Origin of the sequence: Pseudomonas akapageensis (assembly GCF_011355085.1) — a bacterium.
Lineage (GTDB): Bacteria > Pseudomonadota > Gammaproteobacteria > Pseudomonadales > Pseudomonadaceae > Aquipseudomonas > Aquipseudomonas akapageensis.
In genome coordinates this window covers 42903-61592 of record NZ_VXCP01000053.1, presented here as the reverse complement: position 1 = coordinate 61592, position 18690 = coordinate 42903, and the positions used below count along the sequence as shown (strand labels likewise).

17 protein-coding genes are annotated in these 18690 nt (G+C 58.8%); 7 read left to right on the top strand and 10 right to left on the bottom strand.

Annotated features, from left to right (window positions below):
- Nucleotides 1-184: 184 nt before the first annotated feature.
- The 4 genes from F2S13_RS26485 to F2S13_RS26470 all read right to left on the bottom strand — a co-directional run bounded on the left by F2S13_RS26485 (nucleotide 185) and on the right by F2S13_RS26470 (nucleotide 4587).
- Nucleotides 185-619, bottom strand: coding sequence for a MarR family winged helix-turn-helix transcriptional regulator (locus F2S13_RS26485; RefSeq protein WP_166366487.1), 435 nt, complete (start codon nucleotides 617-619; stop codon nucleotides 185-187).
- 190 nt (nucleotides 620-809) lie between these two features.
- Nucleotides 810-1994, bottom strand: coding sequence for an acetyl-CoA C-acyltransferase (locus F2S13_RS26480; protein ID WP_166366485.1), 1185 nt, complete (start codon nucleotides 1992-1994; stop codon nucleotides 810-812).
- 22 nt (nucleotides 1995-2016) lie between these two features.
- Nucleotides 2017-3702: a long-chain fatty acid--CoA ligase gene (locus F2S13_RS26475; RefSeq protein ID WP_166366483.1), complete on the bottom strand. Its 1686-nt coding sequence runs from the start codon at nucleotides 3700-3702 to the stop codon at nucleotides 2017-2019.
- A gap of 69 nt (nucleotides 3703-3771) precedes the next feature.
- Nucleotides 3772-4587, bottom strand: coding sequence for an oxepin-CoA hydrolase, alternative type (locus F2S13_RS26470; RefSeq protein WP_166366481.1), 816 nt, complete (start codon nucleotides 4585-4587; stop codon nucleotides 3772-3774).
- A 204-nt stretch (nucleotides 4588-4791) separates the two neighbouring features.
- Here F2S13_RS26470 and F2S13_RS26465 point away from each other — a divergent pair, with 204 nt between their 5' ends.
- The 6 genes from F2S13_RS26465 (at nucleotide 4792) to F2S13_RS26440 (ending at nucleotide 12200) form a co-directional block, all read left to right on the top strand.
- Nucleotides 4792-5727: a LysR family transcriptional regulator gene (locus F2S13_RS26465; RefSeq protein ID WP_166366479.1), complete on the top strand. Its 936-nt coding sequence runs from the start codon at nucleotides 4792-4794 to the stop codon at nucleotides 5725-5727.
- 232 nt (nucleotides 5728-5959) lie between these two features.
- A complete protein-coding gene (locus F2S13_RS26460) occupies nucleotides 5960-8065 on the top strand; it encodes a 3-hydroxyacyl-CoA dehydrogenase NAD-binding domain-containing protein (RefSeq protein ID WP_166366477.1) in 2106 nt (701 codons plus the stop codon).
- Between the two features lie 40 nt (nucleotides 8066-8105).
- Nucleotides 8106-9302, top strand: a complete 1197-nt coding sequence (locus F2S13_RS26455; RefSeq protein WP_166366475.1) for an acyl-CoA dehydrogenase family protein — start codon at nucleotides 8106-8108, stop codon at nucleotides 9300-9302.
- 14 nt (nucleotides 9303-9316) lie between these two features.
- On the top strand, nucleotides 9317-10459 hold the full coding sequence (locus F2S13_RS26450; RefSeq protein ID WP_166366473.1) for an acyl-CoA dehydrogenase family protein: 1143 nt from the start codon (nucleotides 9317-9319) through the stop codon (nucleotides 10457-10459).
- A 49-nt stretch (nucleotides 10460-10508) separates the two neighbouring features.
- Nucleotides 10509-11258 (top strand): electron transfer flavoprotein subunit beta/FixA family protein, encoded by a 750-nt coding sequence (locus F2S13_RS26445; RefSeq protein ID WP_166366471.1) that lies wholly within the window; start codon nucleotides 10509-10511, stop codon nucleotides 11256-11258.
- Entirely contained in the window at nucleotides 11259-12200 is a 942-nt protein-coding gene (locus tag F2S13_RS26440) for an electron transfer flavoprotein subunit alpha/FixB family protein (RefSeq protein WP_166366469.1), read from the top strand.
- Between the two features lie 64 nt (nucleotides 12201-12264).
- Here the strand turns inward: F2S13_RS26440 and F2S13_RS26435 are convergent, their stop codons facing one another.
- Entirely contained in the window at nucleotides 12265-13053 is a 789-nt protein-coding gene (locus F2S13_RS26435; RefSeq protein WP_166366467.1) for an IclR family transcriptional regulator, read from the bottom strand.
- Between the two features lie 238 nt (nucleotides 13054-13291).
- On the opposite strand from F2S13_RS26435, the gene F2S13_RS26430 reads away from it, so the two are divergent.
- On the top strand, nucleotides 13292-13831 hold the full coding sequence (locus tag F2S13_RS26430) for a PadR family transcriptional regulator (RefSeq protein WP_166366465.1): 540 nt from the start codon (nucleotides 13292-13294) through the stop codon (nucleotides 13829-13831).
- 54 nt (nucleotides 13832-13885) lie between these two features.
- Here F2S13_RS26430 and F2S13_RS26425 read toward each other — a convergent pair whose 3' ends face one another.
- From F2S13_RS26425 to F2S13_RS26405, 5 genes are all read right to left on the bottom strand, one after another.
- Nucleotides 13886-14896: an NAD(P)H-dependent flavin oxidoreductase gene (locus tag F2S13_RS26425; protein WP_166366463.1), complete on the bottom strand. Its 1011-nt coding sequence runs from the start codon at nucleotides 14894-14896 to the stop codon at nucleotides 13886-13888.
- 68 nt (nucleotides 14897-14964) lie between these two features.
- Nucleotides 14965-15408 carry a nuclear transport factor 2 family protein gene (locus tag F2S13_RS26420; protein WP_166366461.1) on the bottom strand — a complete coding sequence of 148 codons (444 nt, stop codon included), beginning with the start codon at nucleotides 15406-15408 and terminating at the stop codon, nucleotides 14965-14967.
- 288 nt (nucleotides 15409-15696) lie between these two features.
- Nucleotides 15697-15987: a hypothetical protein gene (locus F2S13_RS26415; RefSeq protein WP_166366459.1), complete on the bottom strand. Its 291-nt coding sequence runs from the start codon at nucleotides 15985-15987 to the stop codon at nucleotides 15697-15699.
- Between the two features lie 55 nt (nucleotides 15988-16042).
- A complete protein-coding gene (gene cynS, locus F2S13_RS26410; RefSeq protein ID WP_166366457.1) occupies nucleotides 16043-16510 on the bottom strand; it encodes a cyanase in 468 nt (155 codons plus the stop codon).
- Nucleotides 16511-17210: 700 nt separating this feature from the next.
- A complete protein-coding gene (locus F2S13_RS26405) occupies nucleotides 17211-18674 on the bottom strand; it encodes an efflux transporter outer membrane subunit (RefSeq protein WP_246238011.1) in 1464 nt (487 codons plus the stop codon).
- Nucleotides 18675-18690 lie beyond the last annotated feature (16 nt).

Sequence of the window (18690 nt, the reverse complement as noted above, 5' to 3'; positions counted from 1 at the left end):
ACGCTAATGCGCCAGGCCGAGATGCTGGTTGCGCAGATGGGTAGAGAGAGTGCGAAATTCCAGGAACGGCTGACGAGTGCGGAAGCCAGGGAGGCTTTCGCAGCCTTCGCCGAAAAGCGCAAGCCGGACTTTTCGAAGGTCTCCCAGCACTAAGCTGTCTCATGCTGCCCAGCCACAGCCGAGGTTAGACCTCATCCTCGTCGGCCACGAGAAACCGAGTCTGAAGGCTGGTCAGCCACCGCGCCACCACGTCGATCTCCGCTTCGGTGAAACCTTCGGTCAACCGGGCATTCAGATCCTTCATGCCAACCTTGGAACGTTGACGCGCGCAACGCCCTGCCTCTGTCAGCCAGAGGCGCGATGAGCGGCCATCGTTCTCGTCGGCACGGCGTTCGATCAAGCCGGCTCTTTCTGTCCGGTCAGCCAGGCCACTCATACCCGGCGCGCCCAGGTCCAGCGCGGCCGCCGCCTCGCTCATTAGCGCACCGTCGTGGGTGCCTAGAAAGAATAGCAATCCGGATTGGGCCGCTGTCACGCCGCCACGGGCCGCGCAGGCCTGTGACCAGCGTTGCAGTCGGCGCTGCCCAACGTTCAAAAGATATACGAGGCGGTGCTTCATGTTCAGGCCAGTAAAGGTTATCGATTTATTTCGCGTGTGAATAATATCACGTGACGTTGAGCAAGAATGATGGTGGGCAACAATTCTGGCCGCACGGAGTACAAATGTACTCCTTCCGAGAATGGATTGACGTTGAAATTTCGACGAGCCCTGGATTTGCCCAGGGTCGTCTATGTGCTATGTGTAACTGTCAAAGCACCTCGAACAGGCCGGCGGCACCTTGTCCGCCGCCGATGCACATCGTCACTACGACATATTTCGCACCGCGTCGCTTGCCCTCGATCAGCGCATGCCCGGTCAGACGTGAGCCAGTGACGCCATAGGGGTGTCCGATAGAGATGGAGCCGCCATTGACATTCATTTTTTCCAGCGCGATGCCCAGTCGTTCACGGCAATAGATCACCTGCGAGGCGAAGGCTTCATTGAGTTCCCAGAGGTCGATATCGTCGATTTTCAGGCCGTTGCGCTGCAGCAGTCGGGGAATAGCGTAGACCGGGCCGATGCCCATCTCGTCCGGCTCGCAACCGGCGACCGCGAAGCCGCGGAAAATGCCCAGGGGTTCGATGTTGTTGCGCTCCGCATAAAGGCTGTCCATGACCAGGCAGACCGAAGCACCGTCGGAAAACTGGCTGCTATTGCCAGCGGTGATGAATTGATCGGCACCGCGCACCGGTTCCAGCCGGGACAGTCCTTCGAGGGTGGTAGAAGGGCGGTTGCACTCGTCACGGTTCAAGGTCACGGTCTGCTCTGTGACCTCGCCACTGTGCTTGTCCTTGACCAGCATCCGGGTGGTAATCGGGACGATTTCATCATCGAACAGGCCACCTGCTTGAGCTGCGGCAGTGCGCTGCTGGCTGAGCAGGGCGTATTCGTCCTGGGCTTCACGGCTGATGCCATAGCGGCGGGCAACGATATCGGCAGTTTCGATCATCGACAGATAGAGCTCAGGCTTGTGCTCCATCAGCCACGGATTGGGGCCCCGAGAAAGGTTGAGTTGGTCGTTTTGCAGCAGGCTGATGGACTCCACGCCACCGGCGATCATCGCCGGGACCTTTTCCGAAACGATACGCTGCGCCGCGAGGGTGATGGCCTGCAGGCCAGAACCGCAAAAGCGGTTGATCGACAGGCCGGCGGTGGAGGCGGGCAACCCCGCGCGAATGGCTGCCAGGCGGGCCATGTTCTTGCCTTGTGCGCCCTCATGGAAGGTCGCACCGAGAATGACATCTTCGATGATCTGCGGGTCGATACCGGCGCGTTGTACGGCATGCGCAATGACATGGCCGGCCAGATCGATACTATGGGTGTTGTTCAGGGCACCACGGTAGGACTTGCCCAGTGCCGTGCGTGCGGTGGAAACGATAACTGCGTCGGACATCAAAAGAGCTCCTGTTCAAGCTTCATTGAGTTGCGGCTTGGTTTTGCGCGGCACACCGGGACCATTCTTCGTCCTGCAACTGACGCCACAGCAGTTTGCCGGTGGCTGACTGCACCAGTTGCTGGCGGAACTCGATGGCAGAGGGCACCTTGTAGGCCGCCATGTTGTCCTTGCACCAGTCGATGATGGCCTGCGCGCTTGTGCTTTGTTGGTCCGGGTTCAGCGTCACCAGGGCTTTCACCGCTTCCCCGCGCCGCGGGTCGGGCGTGGAAATGACGCAGCACTCGTTGATCGCCGGATGTCGATACATCAAGCTCTCGACTTCGGCGGGCCAGACCTTGAAGCCCGAGGCGTTGATCATGCGTTTGATTCGATCGACCATGAAGAAATAACCTTCGTCGTCGTAATAGCCCAGGTCGCCGGTTCGTAGAAAGCGCTTGCCGTCCAACTCGATAAAAGCCTTTGCGGTTTCCTGCTCAAGCTTCCAGTAACCCTTGAACAACTGCGGGCCATGGCAAATGATTTCCCCGACCTGATGGGGCTGCAGTTCCTCGCCCGTGGTGCTGTCTATTACCCGCGAATCGACATCAAACATCGGAATGCCCAGGCATTGCGACTTGCTTCGATCATTCGGGTTCATGTGGGTGGCCGCCATGGTTTCCGACAGCCCATAACCCTCGAAGTAGTCCAGCCCGAACAGTTGCTTGAGTTTCTCTTTCACCGGCCCAGGCATGGCAGCGCCACCGCCGCCGATGTTTCTCAGGCTGGAGAGGTCGAAGCGTTCCAGATCGGGTTGAGTCAGGAAGTCCACCGCCATGGTGACGATATTGGCCCAGCGGCTGACCTGGTAGCGCTGCATCAGCTCGGCTGCGACCTCGCGGTTCCAGCGCGTCATGATCACAAGGCACGCCCCCACGAATATTGGCGCGTTCATCGACGATTGCATGCCGGAAACGTGGAACAACGGCAGGGTGCCGAGTATCACGTCTTCACAGCTGAAGTGGGTCCAGGCCTGGCGCTGAACAGCCGTCGCCATCACTGAACGATGGGTGTGCACGCACCCCTTGGGCACGCCAGTGGTGCCGGAGCTATAAGGCATCGTACAGAGGTCATCCGGGCCGCTCAAATGCGGGCCTGGACGCTGCCCGCAAGCGAGCGCGGCCTGCCAGCCGACCACGCCAGGCAGTCGCGGCGTATCAACCTCGGCTTGCAATTCGGTGGGCAAGGGCAGGTCCGTGCTGTTGTGCAGGTACTCGGAGTAAGCGGTAGTGACCACCTGACTGAGCTGGAAGTGGCCGATCAGGGGCGTGATTTGGGGCGCCAGATCCTGGGCACAGACCACCATGCGAGCTTCGGTGTCGGCCAGGTAGTGTTCGAGTTCGGCTGCGCGGCTCATGGGGTTGATCGGCACCACCATGGCATCGGCACGCAGCACGGCGTAATAGGTGATTACGAATTGAGGGGAGTTCTGCATGTAGAGCAGAACGCAGTCTCCGCGTTTGACGCCCTGAGACTGGAAGTAGCCTGCCAGGCGTTCTACTTCATCGAGCAACTGGGCATAGCTGATGAAGGTGTCGTAGTAAATGATCGCGGTTTTTTCGGGGTAGCGCCTGGCGGAAACTTCCAGGTTGTAGAAGAGGCTGGTTGCCGGAAGGGTCAGGTGATGGGGTAAATCCTTGGGCCAGTAAGGCAGGTGACGATTGAACATTTTAGAACCCTTTATTGTGCTTTGACATTGGGTTGATCGATGTGCGAAGCGCTGGGTGTGCAGTCTTTTTCACAAGCAAGGGGTTTTATCCGCGCTATGGCGCAGGGCCGAATAATTTGCAGAGCGCTTATCGAAGAACGCGCCAATACCCTCGGCGGCCTCGTCGTCGCCCAGCGACTGAGACATGTACTGGGCTTCAAGCTCGAGTTGTTCTTCAAGCGTCGCCCAACTGGCGTGGCGGGACAGGTGTTTGATGCGGGCCATGGCCCGTTGTGGGCCGCGGGCAATGCTGGCGGCCAGAGATATAGCTGTAGAAAGGGCATCCCCGGTGTCGACCAGGCGGTTCACGGCACCTAACGTATGCATGCGTTCGCCGCTGATGCGCTCGCCCGTCAGGCACAGTTCTGTCAGCACCTGCCGGGAGACAAACTCGGACAGGAAGGCCGTGGCACCGGCATCAGGCGTGAGGCCAACCTTGACGTAAGCGACCGAGAATGAGGCGTCACGCGCGGCGACCAGCATGTCGCAGGCCATCGCGATTGACAGGCCGGCGCCGGCTGCGGCGCCTTCGACAGCGGCAATCACCGGTTTGCTGCAATTCTGGATCGCGCGAATCATGTCGTGCAGGCTCTCGATGTTTGCCCGGCGAACCTCCGGTGCCATCGTCCGTCGCTGGGCAAGCCGGTGCAGGTCACCGCCCGCGCAGAACGAACTACCGACGCCGGTCAGAACGATCGTGCCGATCCCCGGATCGGTCTGGGCCTGGGTCAAGAGGGCAGGCAGCGCGGAAAAAAACTCAGGGGTAAGGGCGTTGCGTGCTCTTGGGTTGTTGTTCGACAGCACGAGTACCGCGCCATCGCGCTGCACAAGAATCGGTTCACTCATCATTTCAACTCCGGCTAAGTGCGCTGTAGCGCTAGAGGGGGCGGGCTTCATTGCCCAGTTGCGGGTCAACCATCTCAACGCGCTTCGCACACTCGGATCGCCTGATGGCTGGTTGGTTTGCGAGGGATTATTAGAAGGTCAAGCTTTATTGACAACCACACATACGATTGACAATCTGTTCGAAAATCTTTGACAGTGATCGATATGGACCTGAAGTTACTCACCTTGCTGGTGGAGATCATCGACGCTGGCAACCTCAGTGAAGCGGCGCGCCGGCTCAAGGTCAGCCGGGCCAATGTCAGTTATCACTTGAGTCGCCTGGAGCAGTCGGTCGGACTGCAACTGGTGCGGCGTACCACGCGACGCATAGAACCCACCGAGATCGGCTTGCGCCTTTATGAACATGGTCGAAGCATTCAAAACGAGTTGTTGGCTGCGCAGGAGTCGATTTCGACGCTGGGTCAAAGCCTGCAGGGCAGGGTGCGCCTGAGTGTGCCGAGCGGCTATGGCCATCTGGTGATGTCGGACTGGCTGATTGACTTCAAGCGCCTCTACCCAGGTATCGTGCTGGACGTCACGTTCGAAAACCGTATCGAAGACCTGATGCGCAATGAGGTGGATATTGCGATCAGAGTGATGTCGGAGCCGCCGCAGAATCTGGTCGCACGCAAGATGGGGATAGTGCGCTACGTGGCCTGTGCGACACCGGCCTATGCCCAGGCCCACGGCCTGCCTGCGGAACCCGACGATCTGCGCAGCACGCCGCTGATCACTGCTGTCGCCGGGCGACAATTGCGTTTTTCGGCCTACCTGGCCGAGGAGCGACATGAGGTGCTGCTGCTTGAACCGACGCTGATTTCCAAGAGCTTCATTTTTTTGCGCCAGGCCATTCTGGCAGGCCTGGGCGTGGGCCTGGTACCTGACTATGTGGTGCAAGAGGACCTGCGCAGCGGCAGGCTGATCACGTCCCTGGATACCTGGCGGATAAGCATCTTCGGCACGAACATGTACATGCTCTACATGCCCAACCCCCATCACACGCGAGCGATATCGACGTTTATCGATTTCGTGCTCGAGAAGACAAGATCGGATGTAACGGGCTCTTCGCCTGTGATTCACAGCGGTATTTCAACCACCTGAGTCCCTCGTCAGGTTGCGCGTTTACACGTAGATGCGTGGGCAATCCTCTCCTCCTTATCTGTTCTCAATGACGCCAACCGTTGTCATGGGCGCCCTGCGCTTTGTCGATCGGCGGAGCGCGCGCCTCCCATCTTAAAACTGGTTGCCAAAACGATCATCGTTGGTAATATTGGCTTCGTTGTTCTGCACAGCGGAATATGATTTCAATTAATTCATGTTTTTTGAGGTTAAAATGAATTCCAGTGTGACCTATGAGCGTCAAGGTGAGATTGCACTCATTACCGTGAACAACCCGCCAGTCAATGCCCTGGGGCATTCGGTGCGGGAGGGCCTGCTCCATGCGTTGCAGGAGGCACAGGGTGACGCTCAGGTCAGGGCACTGGTGCTGCTGTGCAGTGGCCGGACCTTTATCGCTGGTGCTGATATCAAAGAGTTTGGCAAGCCGCCGCAGGCACCGAGCCTGCCGGAAGTCGTCAATTTCTTTGAACAATCTGACAAGCCCTGTGTCGCGGCGATTCATGGCACCGCGCTGGGCGGAGGCCTGGAAGTCGCCCTGGGTTGCCATTACCGGATTGCCCATCATGAAGCCAAGGTTGGATTGCCCGAGGTCAAGCTCGGGCTGCTGCCGGGAGCCGGTGGTACGCAACGCTTGCCTCGCCTGGCAGGCGTGGCCAAAGCCTTGGAGATGATTGTCTCCGGTACCCCGGTCGATGCCGCTCAAGCGTTGAAACACCACATTGTCGATGAACTGTTCGAAGGCGACCCGCGTGCGGCGGGGATCACCTTCGCTCAGCGGATGCTGGCAGAGTCTCTTGGAGTAAGGCGTACCGGCGAACAGACGGCGGCGTTGAATGCCGCGGATAACGCAACGTTGATCTCGGTCAAGCGCGCCGAGATGGAGCAGCGTATGCCGGGAGCTTTCTCGCCGCCACGTTGCATCGCGGCTGTGGAAGCGGCTACGCGCCTGCCTTTGGCCGAAGGTCTGCAGCTTGAGCGCGCGCTGTTCAAGGAGTGCCTGGCGTCTGAGCAGAGGGCGGCGCTGGTGCATGCCTTTTTCGCTGAGCGGCAATGCGGGCATATCGATGGTTTGCCGGCGCAGACGCCCGTGCGTTCAATCGAGCGGGTCGGGGTGATCGGTGGCGGCACCATGGGTGTCGGCATAGCGCTGAGCTTTGTCAACGCGGGCGTTCCAGTGAAGCTGTTGGAAGTCAGTGGCCAAGCGCTAAAACGTGCGTTGCAAAGGGCTCGCGATATCTACGCGGCGAGTGTCACGCGTGGCAGCCTGAGCCGCGAGGCGATGGAGCAGCGCCTGGAGTTGTTGCATGGGGTGCAGGATTACAGCGACCTGGCCGAGGAGGACCTGATCATTGAGGCGGTGTTCGAGAGCCTGGAGGTCAAACGTCAGGTATTCGAGCGTCTGGATCGGGTCTGCAAGCCTGGGGCCATCCTCGCCAGCAACACTTCCTCGCTGGACCTGGACGCCATCGCAGCATTCACCTCGCGTCCACAGGATGTCGTCGGTCTGCACTTCTTCAGCCCGGCCAATGTCATGCGCCTGGTGGAAGTGGTGCGCGGCCGGCACACCTGCGCCGAGGTCCTGGCATCGGCGATGGGCCTGAGCAGGACACTGCAGAAGGTCGCAGTCGTGGTGGGTGTCTGCGATGGTTTCGTCGGTAACCGGATGATATTCCAGTATGGCCGCGAGGCCGAGTTCCTGCTGGAGGAAGGGGGCACGCCAGAGCAGGTAGACGCAGCCCTGCGCAAATTTGGCATGGCCATGGGGCCCAATGCCATGCGCGACCTATCGGGCCTGGACATTGGCTGGAGCATTCGCAAGCGTCAGCGCGAGACCCTGCCTGGCGGCTATCCACTGCCAACGGTACTCGACAAGCTCTGCGAGGCGGGTCTGTTCGGGCAGAAGTCCGGTAGAGGCTTCTATCAATATGCGCCTGGCTCGCGCCAACCCCAGCCGAACCCGGAAGTATTACCGCTGCTGGAAGCCGCGTCCCGCGAGAAAGGCATCGAGCGCCGTGTGCTGAGTGACGACTACATCGTCGAGCGTTGCATTTTCGCCCTGATCAACGAGGGCGCAAAAATTCTTGAAGAAGGTATCGCCCAGCGTAGCGGCGATGTTGATGTGATCTACCTGAATGGGTATGGCTTTCCAGCCTGGCGTGGCGGCCCGATGTTCTATGCCGACAGCCTGGGCCTGGACAAGGTGCTGGCGCGCGTCCAGGAATTCCATGAGCGCTTCGGTGCCTGGTGGAAGCCCGCGCCGCTCCTGGAAAAGCTGGCCGCCGAAGGTCGCCGTTTCGCTGACTGGAACCTGAACTCATAACAGCCCGACCCACGGTCTCTCAATAGCCTGGAGAAATTGCATGGACATTCATTTTACCGCTGAAGAATTGGCGTTTCGCGACGAAGTAAGGGCTTTTCTGAAAGACAAGCTGCCGCAGGATATCGCTGACAAGGTCCGCCTTGGCAAGCACCTCTCCAAGGCCGACCACCAGCGTTGGCAGAAAGCCCAGAGCGAACAGGGTTGGTATGCCACGCACTGGCCGGTGGCTTTTGGTGGTACAGGCTGGAGCGCTGTTCAAAAGCATATTTATGAAGAGGAGTGTGCGGTTGTCGGGGCACCGCGCAGCATTCCATTTGGGGTCAGCATGGTCGCGCCAGTGCTCATCAAGTTCGGCACCGCGCAGCAGCAGGACCACTACCTGCCGCGTATCCTCAACGGCGAGGACTGGTGGTGCCAGGGCTATTCCGAGCCTGGTGCCGGTTCCGACCTGGCCTCGCTGAAAACCCATGCGGTGCGCGATGGTGACCATTACATCGTCAATGGTCAGAAAACCTGGACCACCCTGGGTCAGCACGCCAACATGATTTTCTGTCTGGTGCGCACTGATTCACAGGCGCAGAAACAGCGCGGAATTTCTTTCCTGCTGATAGATATGAACAGCCCTGGCATCAGTGTGCGGCCCATCATCACCCTTGATGGCGAGCATGAAGTCAACGAGGTGTTCTTCGACAATGTGCGGGTACCGGTAGAGAACCTGGTGGGCGAGGAAAACCACGGCTGGACCTGCGCCAAGTACCTGCTCACCTACGAGCGCACCGGGTTGGCCGGAATCGGCGTATCCAAGGCTGCTCTGGACCACCTCAAACGCATTGCCCGCCTGCAACTGAGTGAGGGCAAGGCCATGCTCGATGATCCATTGTTTCGGGCACAGGTCGCTGAAGTGGAAATGCAGCTCATGGCCACCGAGATGAGCACGCTGCGAACCCTCGCGGCGGCAAAGGACGGCGGCGTGCCAGGTGCGGAGAGTTCGATCCTCAAGATCAAGGGCACCGAAATTCGCCAGGCCATCAGCCACCTGCTGCGCAAGGTGATCGGTCCTTACGCGTTGCCGTTCGTGGAAGAAGAATTGGACCTGGACAGTCCGGATGAGCCGTTGCATGCCGACTACAGCGCCACGTTGGCCAGGCAGTACTTCAACCTGCGCAAGCTGTCGATCTTCGGTGGCTCCAACGAAATTCAGAAAAACATTGTCTCGAAGATGATTCTCGAACTGTAAGGGGTGCTCTGATCATGAATTTCAATTTGACCGAAGAACAGCAGATGCTGCAAGACACCGCCACGCGTCTGGTGCGTGACGGCTACAGTCTCGAGGCGCGTGAGCAACATTCCCGCAGCGAGGAAGGTTTTAGCCGCGCCTTCTGGCAGCAGCTCGGCGAGCTGGGGCTTACGGCCGTACCTTTCCCTGAGGCCCTGGGTGGTTTCGGCGGCAGTGGCGTTGAAACGATGCTGATGATGGCCGAGTTCGGCCGCGGCTTGTGCCTGGAACCCTACGTGCAGTCGGTGATCTATGCGGGCGGGTTGATCACCCAGCTCGGTAACCCGTCTCAACAGCGGGACTGGTTGCCGCGGGTGGCCAGTGCCCAATGGCTGCTCACCGTGGCCTTTGAGGAAGCACAGAGTCACTACCATTTGAACGATGTTCAGACGCGCGCCGAACGCGATGCAGAAGGCTGGACGCTCACCGGTAGAAAGGCTGTGGTGATCGGTGGCCACCAGGCCGACTTGATCCTGGTCAGCGCCAGGGTCAGTGGTGAAAGCCGTGACGAGCATGGCATTGGTCTGTTTCTGATCGACCCGCAGGCCGTTGGCGTCGAGCGTCGCAGTTACCAGACCGTCGATGGCCATAAAGGTTGTGATCTGTACCTGAGCAAGGTGCGGGTGGCCAATGACCACGTGCTGGGTGAGCCAGGCCAGGTCCTTGCGGCGCTGCGGTACCAGCAAGGTCGGGCGATTGCAGCGCAGTGCGCCGAAGCACTCGGCAGCATGGAGGAGGCTTGTCGCCTGACGCTGGACTACCTGAAGACGCGCCAGCAGTTCGGTATGCCGATCGGTCAGTTCCAGGTGTTGCAGCATCGCATGGTCGATATGCGTACCGAGCTGGAGCAGGCCACCAGCATGGCCATCCTGGCCGCCTGCTGCGCCGATCAGGTGGACAGCACCGAGCGCAGCCGCACCCTGGCGGCGGCCAAGTTCATTGTCACACGTGCTGCGCGCAGCATTGCCGAGCAGGCAATCCAGTTGCACGGCGCTATTGGCATGACCTGGGAATACGCACTGGGGCACCACGCCAAACGTCTGGTCATGCTCAGTCATCAGTTCGGGGATGACGATCATCACTTGAAGGCGTATTCGACATTGCTCGACGTCGCCTGAGCGGATTTTTTACATCAGGCCGAGAGGCCCGTTTTTCTGGAGGTTATTAATGAAAGTCCTCGTAGCAGTCAAACGAGTGGTCGACTACAACGTCAAGATCCGTGTCAGCGCGGACAACTCCGGGGTCGATCTTGCCAACGTCAAGATGTCGATGAACCCCTTCTGCGAGATCGCGGTGGAAGAGGCCGTGCGGCTGAAAGAGAAGGGCGTCGCCACTGAAATCGTCGTCGTCTCCGTTGGCCCGAGCACCGCCCAGGAACAACTGCGCACTGCTCTGGCCCTGGGTGCCGACCGTGCCATCCTCGTCGAAGCCGCCGATGACCTGAGCTCCCTGGCCGTGGCCAAGCTGCTCAAGGCCGTTGTCGACAAGGAGCAGCCGCAGCTGGTGATCCTGGGCAAACAAGCCATCGACAGCGACAACAACCAGACCGGCCAGATGCTGGCTGCACTGAGCGGTTTCGCCCAAGGCACCTTCGCTTCGAAAGTGGAGATTGTCGGCGACAAGGTCAATGTGACCCGTGAAATCGACGGCGGCCTGCAGACTGTTGCTTTGAACTTGCCTGCCATCGTCACCACCGACCTGCGCCTGAACGAGCCTCGTTATGCATCGCTGCCCAACATCATGAAGGCCAAGAAGAAGCCACTGGAAACCGTGACTCCTGAAGCACTGGGCATTTGCACCGCCTCCACCAACAAGACCCTGAAAGTCGAAGCGCCGGCTGCTCGCAGCGCTGGTATCAAGGTCAAGTCGGTTGCAGAACTGGTCGAGAAACTGAAAAACGAAGCGAAGGTAATCTGAATGACTATCCTGGTGATCGCTGACTTTATACAAGGTCAGGAAAATGGTGCCGTTGCCCCGGCAACCCTGAACACCGTTGCTGCTGCCGCGAAAATCGGTGGCGACATTCACGTACTGGTAGCTGGTGCCGGTGTTGGCGCCGTGGCCGAAGCCGCTGCCAAGATCGCTGGCGTTGCCAAGGTACTGGTTGCCGACAACGCCGCCTATGCTCACCAACTGCCGGAAAACGTTGCTCCACTGGTAGCTGGCCTGGGCGCTGCCTACAGCCACATCCTGGCTCCAGCGACTTCCAACGGCAAAAACATTCTGCCGCGCGTTGCTGCGCAACTGGATGTCGACCAGATCTCCGAGATCATCGCCGTTGAGTCAGCTGACACCTTCAAGCGCCCGATCTACGCCGGTAACGCCATTGCCACCGTGCAATCGAGCGCTGCGGTCAAGGTCATCACCGTGCGTGCCACTGGCTTCGACGCCGTTGCCGCAGAAGGTGGTTCGGCTACCGTTGAACAGGTTGCTGCTGCCCACGACGCGGGCAAGTCGTCCTTCGTTGGCGAAGAACTGGCCAAGTCCGATCGTCCCGAATTGACCGCTGCCAAGATTGTCGTATCCGGCGGCCGCGGCATGCAGAACGGCGACAACTTCAAGTATCTGTATGCCCTGGCCGACAACCTCGGTGCCGGAGTGGGCGCCTCGCGCGCGGCGGTTGACGCAGGCTTTGTGCCCAACGACATGCAGGTCGGCCAGACCGGCAAGATTGTCGCGCCACAGCTGTACATCGCCGTCGGCATCTCCGGTGCGATCCAGCATTTGGCCGGCATGAAAGACTCCAAGGTGATCGTTGCGATCAACAAGGACGAAGAGGCACCGATCTTCCAGGTGGCCGACTACGGCCTGGTGGCTGATTTGTTCGAGGCTGTTCCTGAGCTAACCGGCGCGCTGTAATGCAAAAGGCCGTCGGTAACAAGGTTACCGACGGCCTTCTTGCCGGATGATTGAGCCGGGCGTGTCAGACGCCGAGGCTTTCGATGTCCCGGGCCAGCATCAACAACTGGTGGGCCAGCGAGTCCTTCAGCTTTTCAATGGGCAATTGGAAGCTGGGGGCGCCACAGGTCAGCGCCATGATGCTGCCATCGGCCAGGCGCAGCGGTACTCCGGCGGCATTGACGTTGCGGTCCCACTCGCCGAGGGACAAGCAAAAACCGAACTCCTCGTACTCGCGGAAAGAATCATTCAGTGAGGCTTCCAGAGCGGGCCATTCGTCACCGACTTTCCTGGCGATTTGACTGAGCAGGTGGGCGCGTTCGTTTTCCGGAGTGGCCGCCAGATAGGCACGGCCGGCAGCGGTGGTGGTCAGCGGCAGGCGTACGCCTGCTTCCATGCGCAAGCTGGCAACCTCTGGCGGGCGGCAACTTTCAACATAGATCATCGACAGTCGATCACGGCAGGTCAGACCGACTGTGGTATTGGTGCGGCGAGCGAACTCATCCATGAACGGCTTGCCGAGCTGACGCACGCGCAGGTTACTGACATAGGCATAACCCAGCGCCAGCACGCCCGAGTCGAGCTGGTATTTCTCCAGGTCCTGGTTGTAACTGAGATAGCCAAGCTGGGTCAGCGTATAGGTCAGGCGCGAAACGGTCGCTTTTGGCAGGCCAGTAATCCGAGCGATGTCCTGATTGCCACGCACGACACTACCGTGGGTGAAGGCACGGAGCACTTCGAGACCCCGACCCAGGGCCTCGACGAATTTTCGGTCCTTGGGACTGTTCTCGGGTGTTTCGATTTCGTCGTTCATGGGGGCTCGTGGTGGAGGCGGATAGGCGCTGGAGAGGAGGGTAGCCAATCGTTGCCAATCGAAGGGGATACTTGCGTGTAGTTTGAGGAGTAGCTGCGCTAATTTCAATCCGATTTCATTCAAATCGGAACCGATGACTCTACAACGGAACCGGGTTCCGCCAAGGGCCCGATTATACTTGGATTCAAGCTTGGACCCCCGCGTTGACAGTGTCTGGCGCGCTGTTAGAATCACGCCCATGTCCATTCAACACGCACTTCTTACCTCGCTTCTGGAACGGCCCTCGACGGGCTACGAATTGGCTAATCGATTCGACCACTCCATTGGTTATTTTTGGCAAGCGACGCATCAGCAGATTTATCGAGAGCTGGCTCGCATGACTAAAGCCGGATGGGTTGTCTCGACAGAAGATGAAGAGGGCGGCAAGCGTCGAAAAAAAATCTACCAGGTACAGGCCCAAGGGCGTGACGAACTGGCGCGTTGGGTCGCCGAGCCGGGGGGCATAGCAGAAAGCAGCCAGGCCCTGCTGATCAAACTGCGCGCCGAGGCCGTGATGGGACCGTTGGGGGTTCACAACGAGTTGCTACGCTTGATCGATCATCACAAGGCTCGTCTGGACGTGTATCTCAAGATTGAGCAGCGTGACTTTTCATCTGTCCCACTGTCCGTAGCACAGCGTTTGCAGCATGCAGTTCTGCGCCGTGGAATCATGCTGGAAGAGAACTGGCTGAAGTGGGCAGATGAAGTATTGCCGCTTGTAAATCCCCAGGTTCAATAGCGCCGATGCTGCGTTTTGTTCGAAGCGCAGCATCGGGTTCACCGGCTCGTGTACTCAGACGCAGCTGACAGTGGCGCTTGCTTTTGTGACGGCAACAGCCGGTGCGATGCCCAGCCGTTTGCGCGAAGCCTTGTATTCTTCCTTGAAACGTTCGATCAGATCGGCGGCACGCACCACCTCCTTGATAGCGCCAACCCCTTGGCCTGCGCCCCAGATATCTTTCCATGCCCTGGCTTTTTCCGTCCCACCGGAGCCGAAATTCATTTTGGAGGGATCGGATACTGGCAACGCTTCCGGGTCAAGGCCAATGTTGGCAATGCTTTGTCTCAGGTAATTGCCGTGCACGCCGGTAAAGAGATTTGAGTTCACAATGTCGGCGGCTGAACTTTCGACAATCATTTGTTTATAGGCGTCCTGCGCATGGGCTTCTTGCGTGGCAATAAATGCCGAGCCGATATAGGCAAGGTCGGCACCTGCCGCCTCAGCGGCAAGGATGGCGTTGCCACTGGAGATGGCGCCTGAAAGCAGGAGAGGGCCATCAAACCATTCCCGGATCTCGTGGATGAGTGCAAAGGGCGAAATGTTCCCTGCATGCCCGCCCGCACCTGCAGCCACCGCAATGAGGCCATCGGCGCCTTTTTCAATGGCTTTTTTCGCAAATGCATTGGTGATGACGTCGTGGAGCACGATACCTCCGTAGGCATGCACGGCATCGTTCACATCTTCGCGAGCGCCCAATGAAGTAATAATGATCGGCACTTTGTACTTGGCGCATAACGCCAGGTCGTGTTCGAGGCGATCGTTGGACCGGTGCACGATCTGATTGACGGCAAATGGCGCGGATGGCCGATCGGGATGCAAGGCATCATATTCAGCCAACTCTGTGGTGATTCGCTCCAGCCATTCTTCCAGAACATGGGCTGGCCGGGCATTCAAGGCCGGGAATGAACCGACTACGCCTGCCTTGCATTGAGCGATCACGAGGTCTGGATTGGAAATAATAAAGAGCGGTGAACAGACAACTGGAAGCGATAGGCGGCCTTTCAGAACAGTAGGAAGAGACATGCAGACTCCTGTAGGTCGGACGTTAAATACGAAAGAAACCCGAGCGACGCCGGGAGGACGGCAGAGCGTCAGCCTGAAGTTGCCTCGCCGCTGAGCACCGCTTTGAACGGCGCGAGGCGTTTGCCCATTTCGCTGGCCAGTGCTTGCAGGGCACTCATAGGGCGTGCCATCACCTCAAATTCGACAATTTTCCCCTCGTCATCGAAGCGAAGCATATCGATGCCTTTGAGCAGTTTGTCTTCCACGCTCGCACTGAATTCCAGGACAACGCTGGTGCCGTCTTCGCTGACGAAGCTGCGGTGGTAGCGAAAGTTCTGGAAAACACTATTGACGGTCTTGAGCGCCAAACAGATGGCTGTTCGTCCGGGATAGGCGCGGTGCGCTACGGGAGAGCGAAAGACGATGCGCTCGGACAGCAGCGGTCCCAACTCCTCCATTGCATTGCGCTCGAGGATGTCGTGCCAGGCTGCCAAAGTACGTTGAGCGGTAGCGGATAAATTTTTTGCTTCCATTTTTATCTCCGTTTTGAACCTGAGTGCCCCCTCCAGCGCAGGCAAGAGGTCGTGTGCAGTCGGGCTATGTATGCAACCAGTTGCACAAAAGTAGCAGGATGATTCCATGCATGCAACCAGTTGCATATAAGATTAAGCAAACCCTTTTATGGATGACTCAGGAGTTCAATAGGTAGGCATGCTGGCGGGTAGGGATGGAGTCACGAAAACGAGAAAAGCCCTGCAAGCGTATGCCAGCAGGGCTTTTTTTTGTTTATCAAGCCCGGCTTGGGCGGAGGCAAACAAGGGTTACGCCAGGCGACGGCCAAGAGCACGTTCCGAACCGTCGGCAGCGACTTGCATGCCTGGAGTGTGATCCGAGCCATCAGCAGCAAGGGTCAGGCCTTGTGGCGTGTGATCCGACCCATCGGAGGCAAGGGTTTGACCTTGTGGCGTACGATCCGAGCCATCGTTGGCAATCGTGTGTTGGTATTCAGTGGTCTGGGTGAAGAAGTGTTCTTCCTGATTGCTCGGTACTGCGAATGCGCTTGCGCTGAGTGCGAAGGTGACGAAGGCAAGCAGTTGACTAACATTTTCCATGGTCATTTCTCTAAAAAGTATTGAGTGATGGCCCGCAGGGCGGGCCGGTATCCGCTTAAAAAGGACGCAGTGGCAGGAACTTGCCGTCGAGGGTGATCACTGCACGGTGGCCGCCTTCTGGGTCTTCGACTTTCTTCATGTTCAGCTTGAAGTTGATCGCGCTGATGATGCCGTCGCCGAACTGCTCGTGAACCAGGGCTTTGAGGGTGGTGCCATAGATCTGGATCATTTCGTAGAAGCGGTAGATGGTCGGATCGGTTGGTACGCCCGACAGGCTGCCGCGCAGCGGGATGATTTGCAGACGGGCTACGGCCTCGGCGTCCAGCTCCAGTTTGTCGCCAATCACTTGGGCAGCACTTTCTGGCAGTGGGTGCTGACCGAGCAAAGCCGCGGTGACATAAGCCAGGCCCAGGCCGGTGCCTTCAGCCAGGTCCTCGAAGGACAGGTTTTTGCGCGCCTTGGCGTCCAGGATCTGGGTGGTCAGTTCGAGGCTGGTGTCGTTGTAAGCGTGAGACTGTTGCATGGTAATTTTCCTATCGGTTTTAACTAAGTTGGTGTGGCTGGGTAGGTGTTGCTTGGGTGTGAAGCAATGATCTACCGTTTGATCGATAGGGTCCGAGATCGATATCCAATGCTTCGCATAGGTAACGCCTATGTGTTTTGAATGCGTGCATTCACGAACATGGAAACGCCAAAGATGCTGTTCGCTCGAATGGATATCTCATTTGGAATGACGTCGCGCAGGTGGCGGCGGGAGGGCAGGCACAGCTGAGTGAATCAGGTCAGGTTTCGGAGACACACTTGAATCCACAGCTAAAAGCCGTCATTCGCATGCATTTGTGAAAGGAGGTGTGGATTCATTTCTCTCCAATGTGCATGCAGTCTATAAAGTCGTTTGTTGCGTTCCTCGCCGTCGGCGATAGCTATCCGCCGAAATACAACGTTGTCTAATCGTATGGTTTTCTCTCGATAAAAAAAGACGTCCCCGTGGCGAGCTGTCGTGGGCAGTCGCCGGGGGACGTCAAGACGGTAAATCTGATTTATTACCTGTGCAGAAGACTGCTTGAGTTCATACCAGGCCGGTGCGGACCCTCGGACTGGGGCGACGCGTTCCGACAATCTTCCGTATTGATAATGGCCGCTCGGCTGCGTTTGGTTTGCTTGCGAGAAGATCTAGGCATTGGATCTCACAAATAACAGTTAGTGATCCGCACTCTGCTCTGCTACTCCAAAGTCCAACCACCCCCGAGAGCACGGAACGTTGCCACTGCAGCACGCGCATCGTTGGCATTGAGTTCAGCCAGTTGGTCCCGCGAGCGGAGCAGTTCCCGATCCTCATCCAACACTTCGATCAGGCTCACCGCGCCGCCTTGGTACGCTTCGCTCGCTGCCTGCCGCGCGGCTTGTCGGGAGGAAATTTCAAGGGCCAGATCCTGACGTTGTGCTTCAAGTTGAGTCAGGGTTACCACGGCATTTTCGACGTCTTCGCTGGCGCGCAGCATTGATTGGCGGTATTCGGCCAAGGCCTGGGCATACACCCCTTTGGCCTGGGCGACCTGTGCATCGACACGGCCGAAATCAAACAGGCGCCAATGCAGCCCCAACAGCGCCTGCGGCTGGAATGCCTGCTCGGTAAAGAGCCCGCCATTGAGGCTGGAGAAACCCAAAATGCCGCCCAGAGAAACTTTCGGGTAAAACTCCGCAGTGGCTACGCCAATCCGCTCGTTGCTGGCCGCCAAACGCCGTTCGGCGGCGATCACATCCGGGCGCCGGCGGAGCATTTGCGCCGGGGCAATGTTCCCAGGGATCTGCGGAACGTTGTAATCGAAACCCTTGGTAGGAGCACCGGCGAGATCGCGGGCGTAGGTGCCGGGTGTGGCGCCCATCAGCACGTCGAGGCGGTTGAGTTGAACCGCAAGTTCGGTTCGCAAGGGCGGCAGGGTGGTACGCGCCTGCTGCAACAACGCTCGGGCCTGGGCGGTCTCACGTTGGTTGCCCAGCCCCTGGGCCATGCGTGACTCGACCAGGCCAAGCAAATCGCTTTGGTTTTTTATCTGCTGTTCAGCCACCTGAATTCGCTGCTGTGCACCGCGAATGCGTAAATAAGCGTCTGCGGCTTCGGCGGCAACCGAGACACGCACGCCTGCCTGGCTGGCTTCAGCGGCCTGGGCCTCGTCCAGTGCCGCCTGCTCGCCGCGCGCAAGACCACCGGCCAGGTCCAGTTCCCAGCTGGCGCCGACGCCGATATTGCTTATGGTTTGATTGCGGTCAAAGCCAGGCTGACCGCTAGCCAATTGGCCTTCGGGGCTTTTCAATGACTGGCGTTGCTCCACGACCCGCCCATCGACACTGCCCTGAGGCAGGCGTGTCGCGCCGGCTTCGAGGGCGACGGCACGGGCCTGCTCCACACGGGCCATGGCCACGGCCAGGTCGAGATTCTGCGCGAGAACCTTCTGAATCAACTGGGTCAGTTGCGGGTCTTCGAAGCCTTTCCACCAGCTGTCCAGCTCGGGTGCCGGGCGCCGGACGTCGCGCCGATTCAAGGCGTCCTGCCCCATGAACTGCGCGGCAGCCTGGTCGGCGGGGCGCTGGTAGTCAGGACCCACTGTGCAGCCGGCCAGCGTGATGACCAGCACGGCCAGCGCAAATCGCCCGGGGGGCAGCATGCGATCAAGCAAAGTGTTCATCGAATAATCCTCGAAG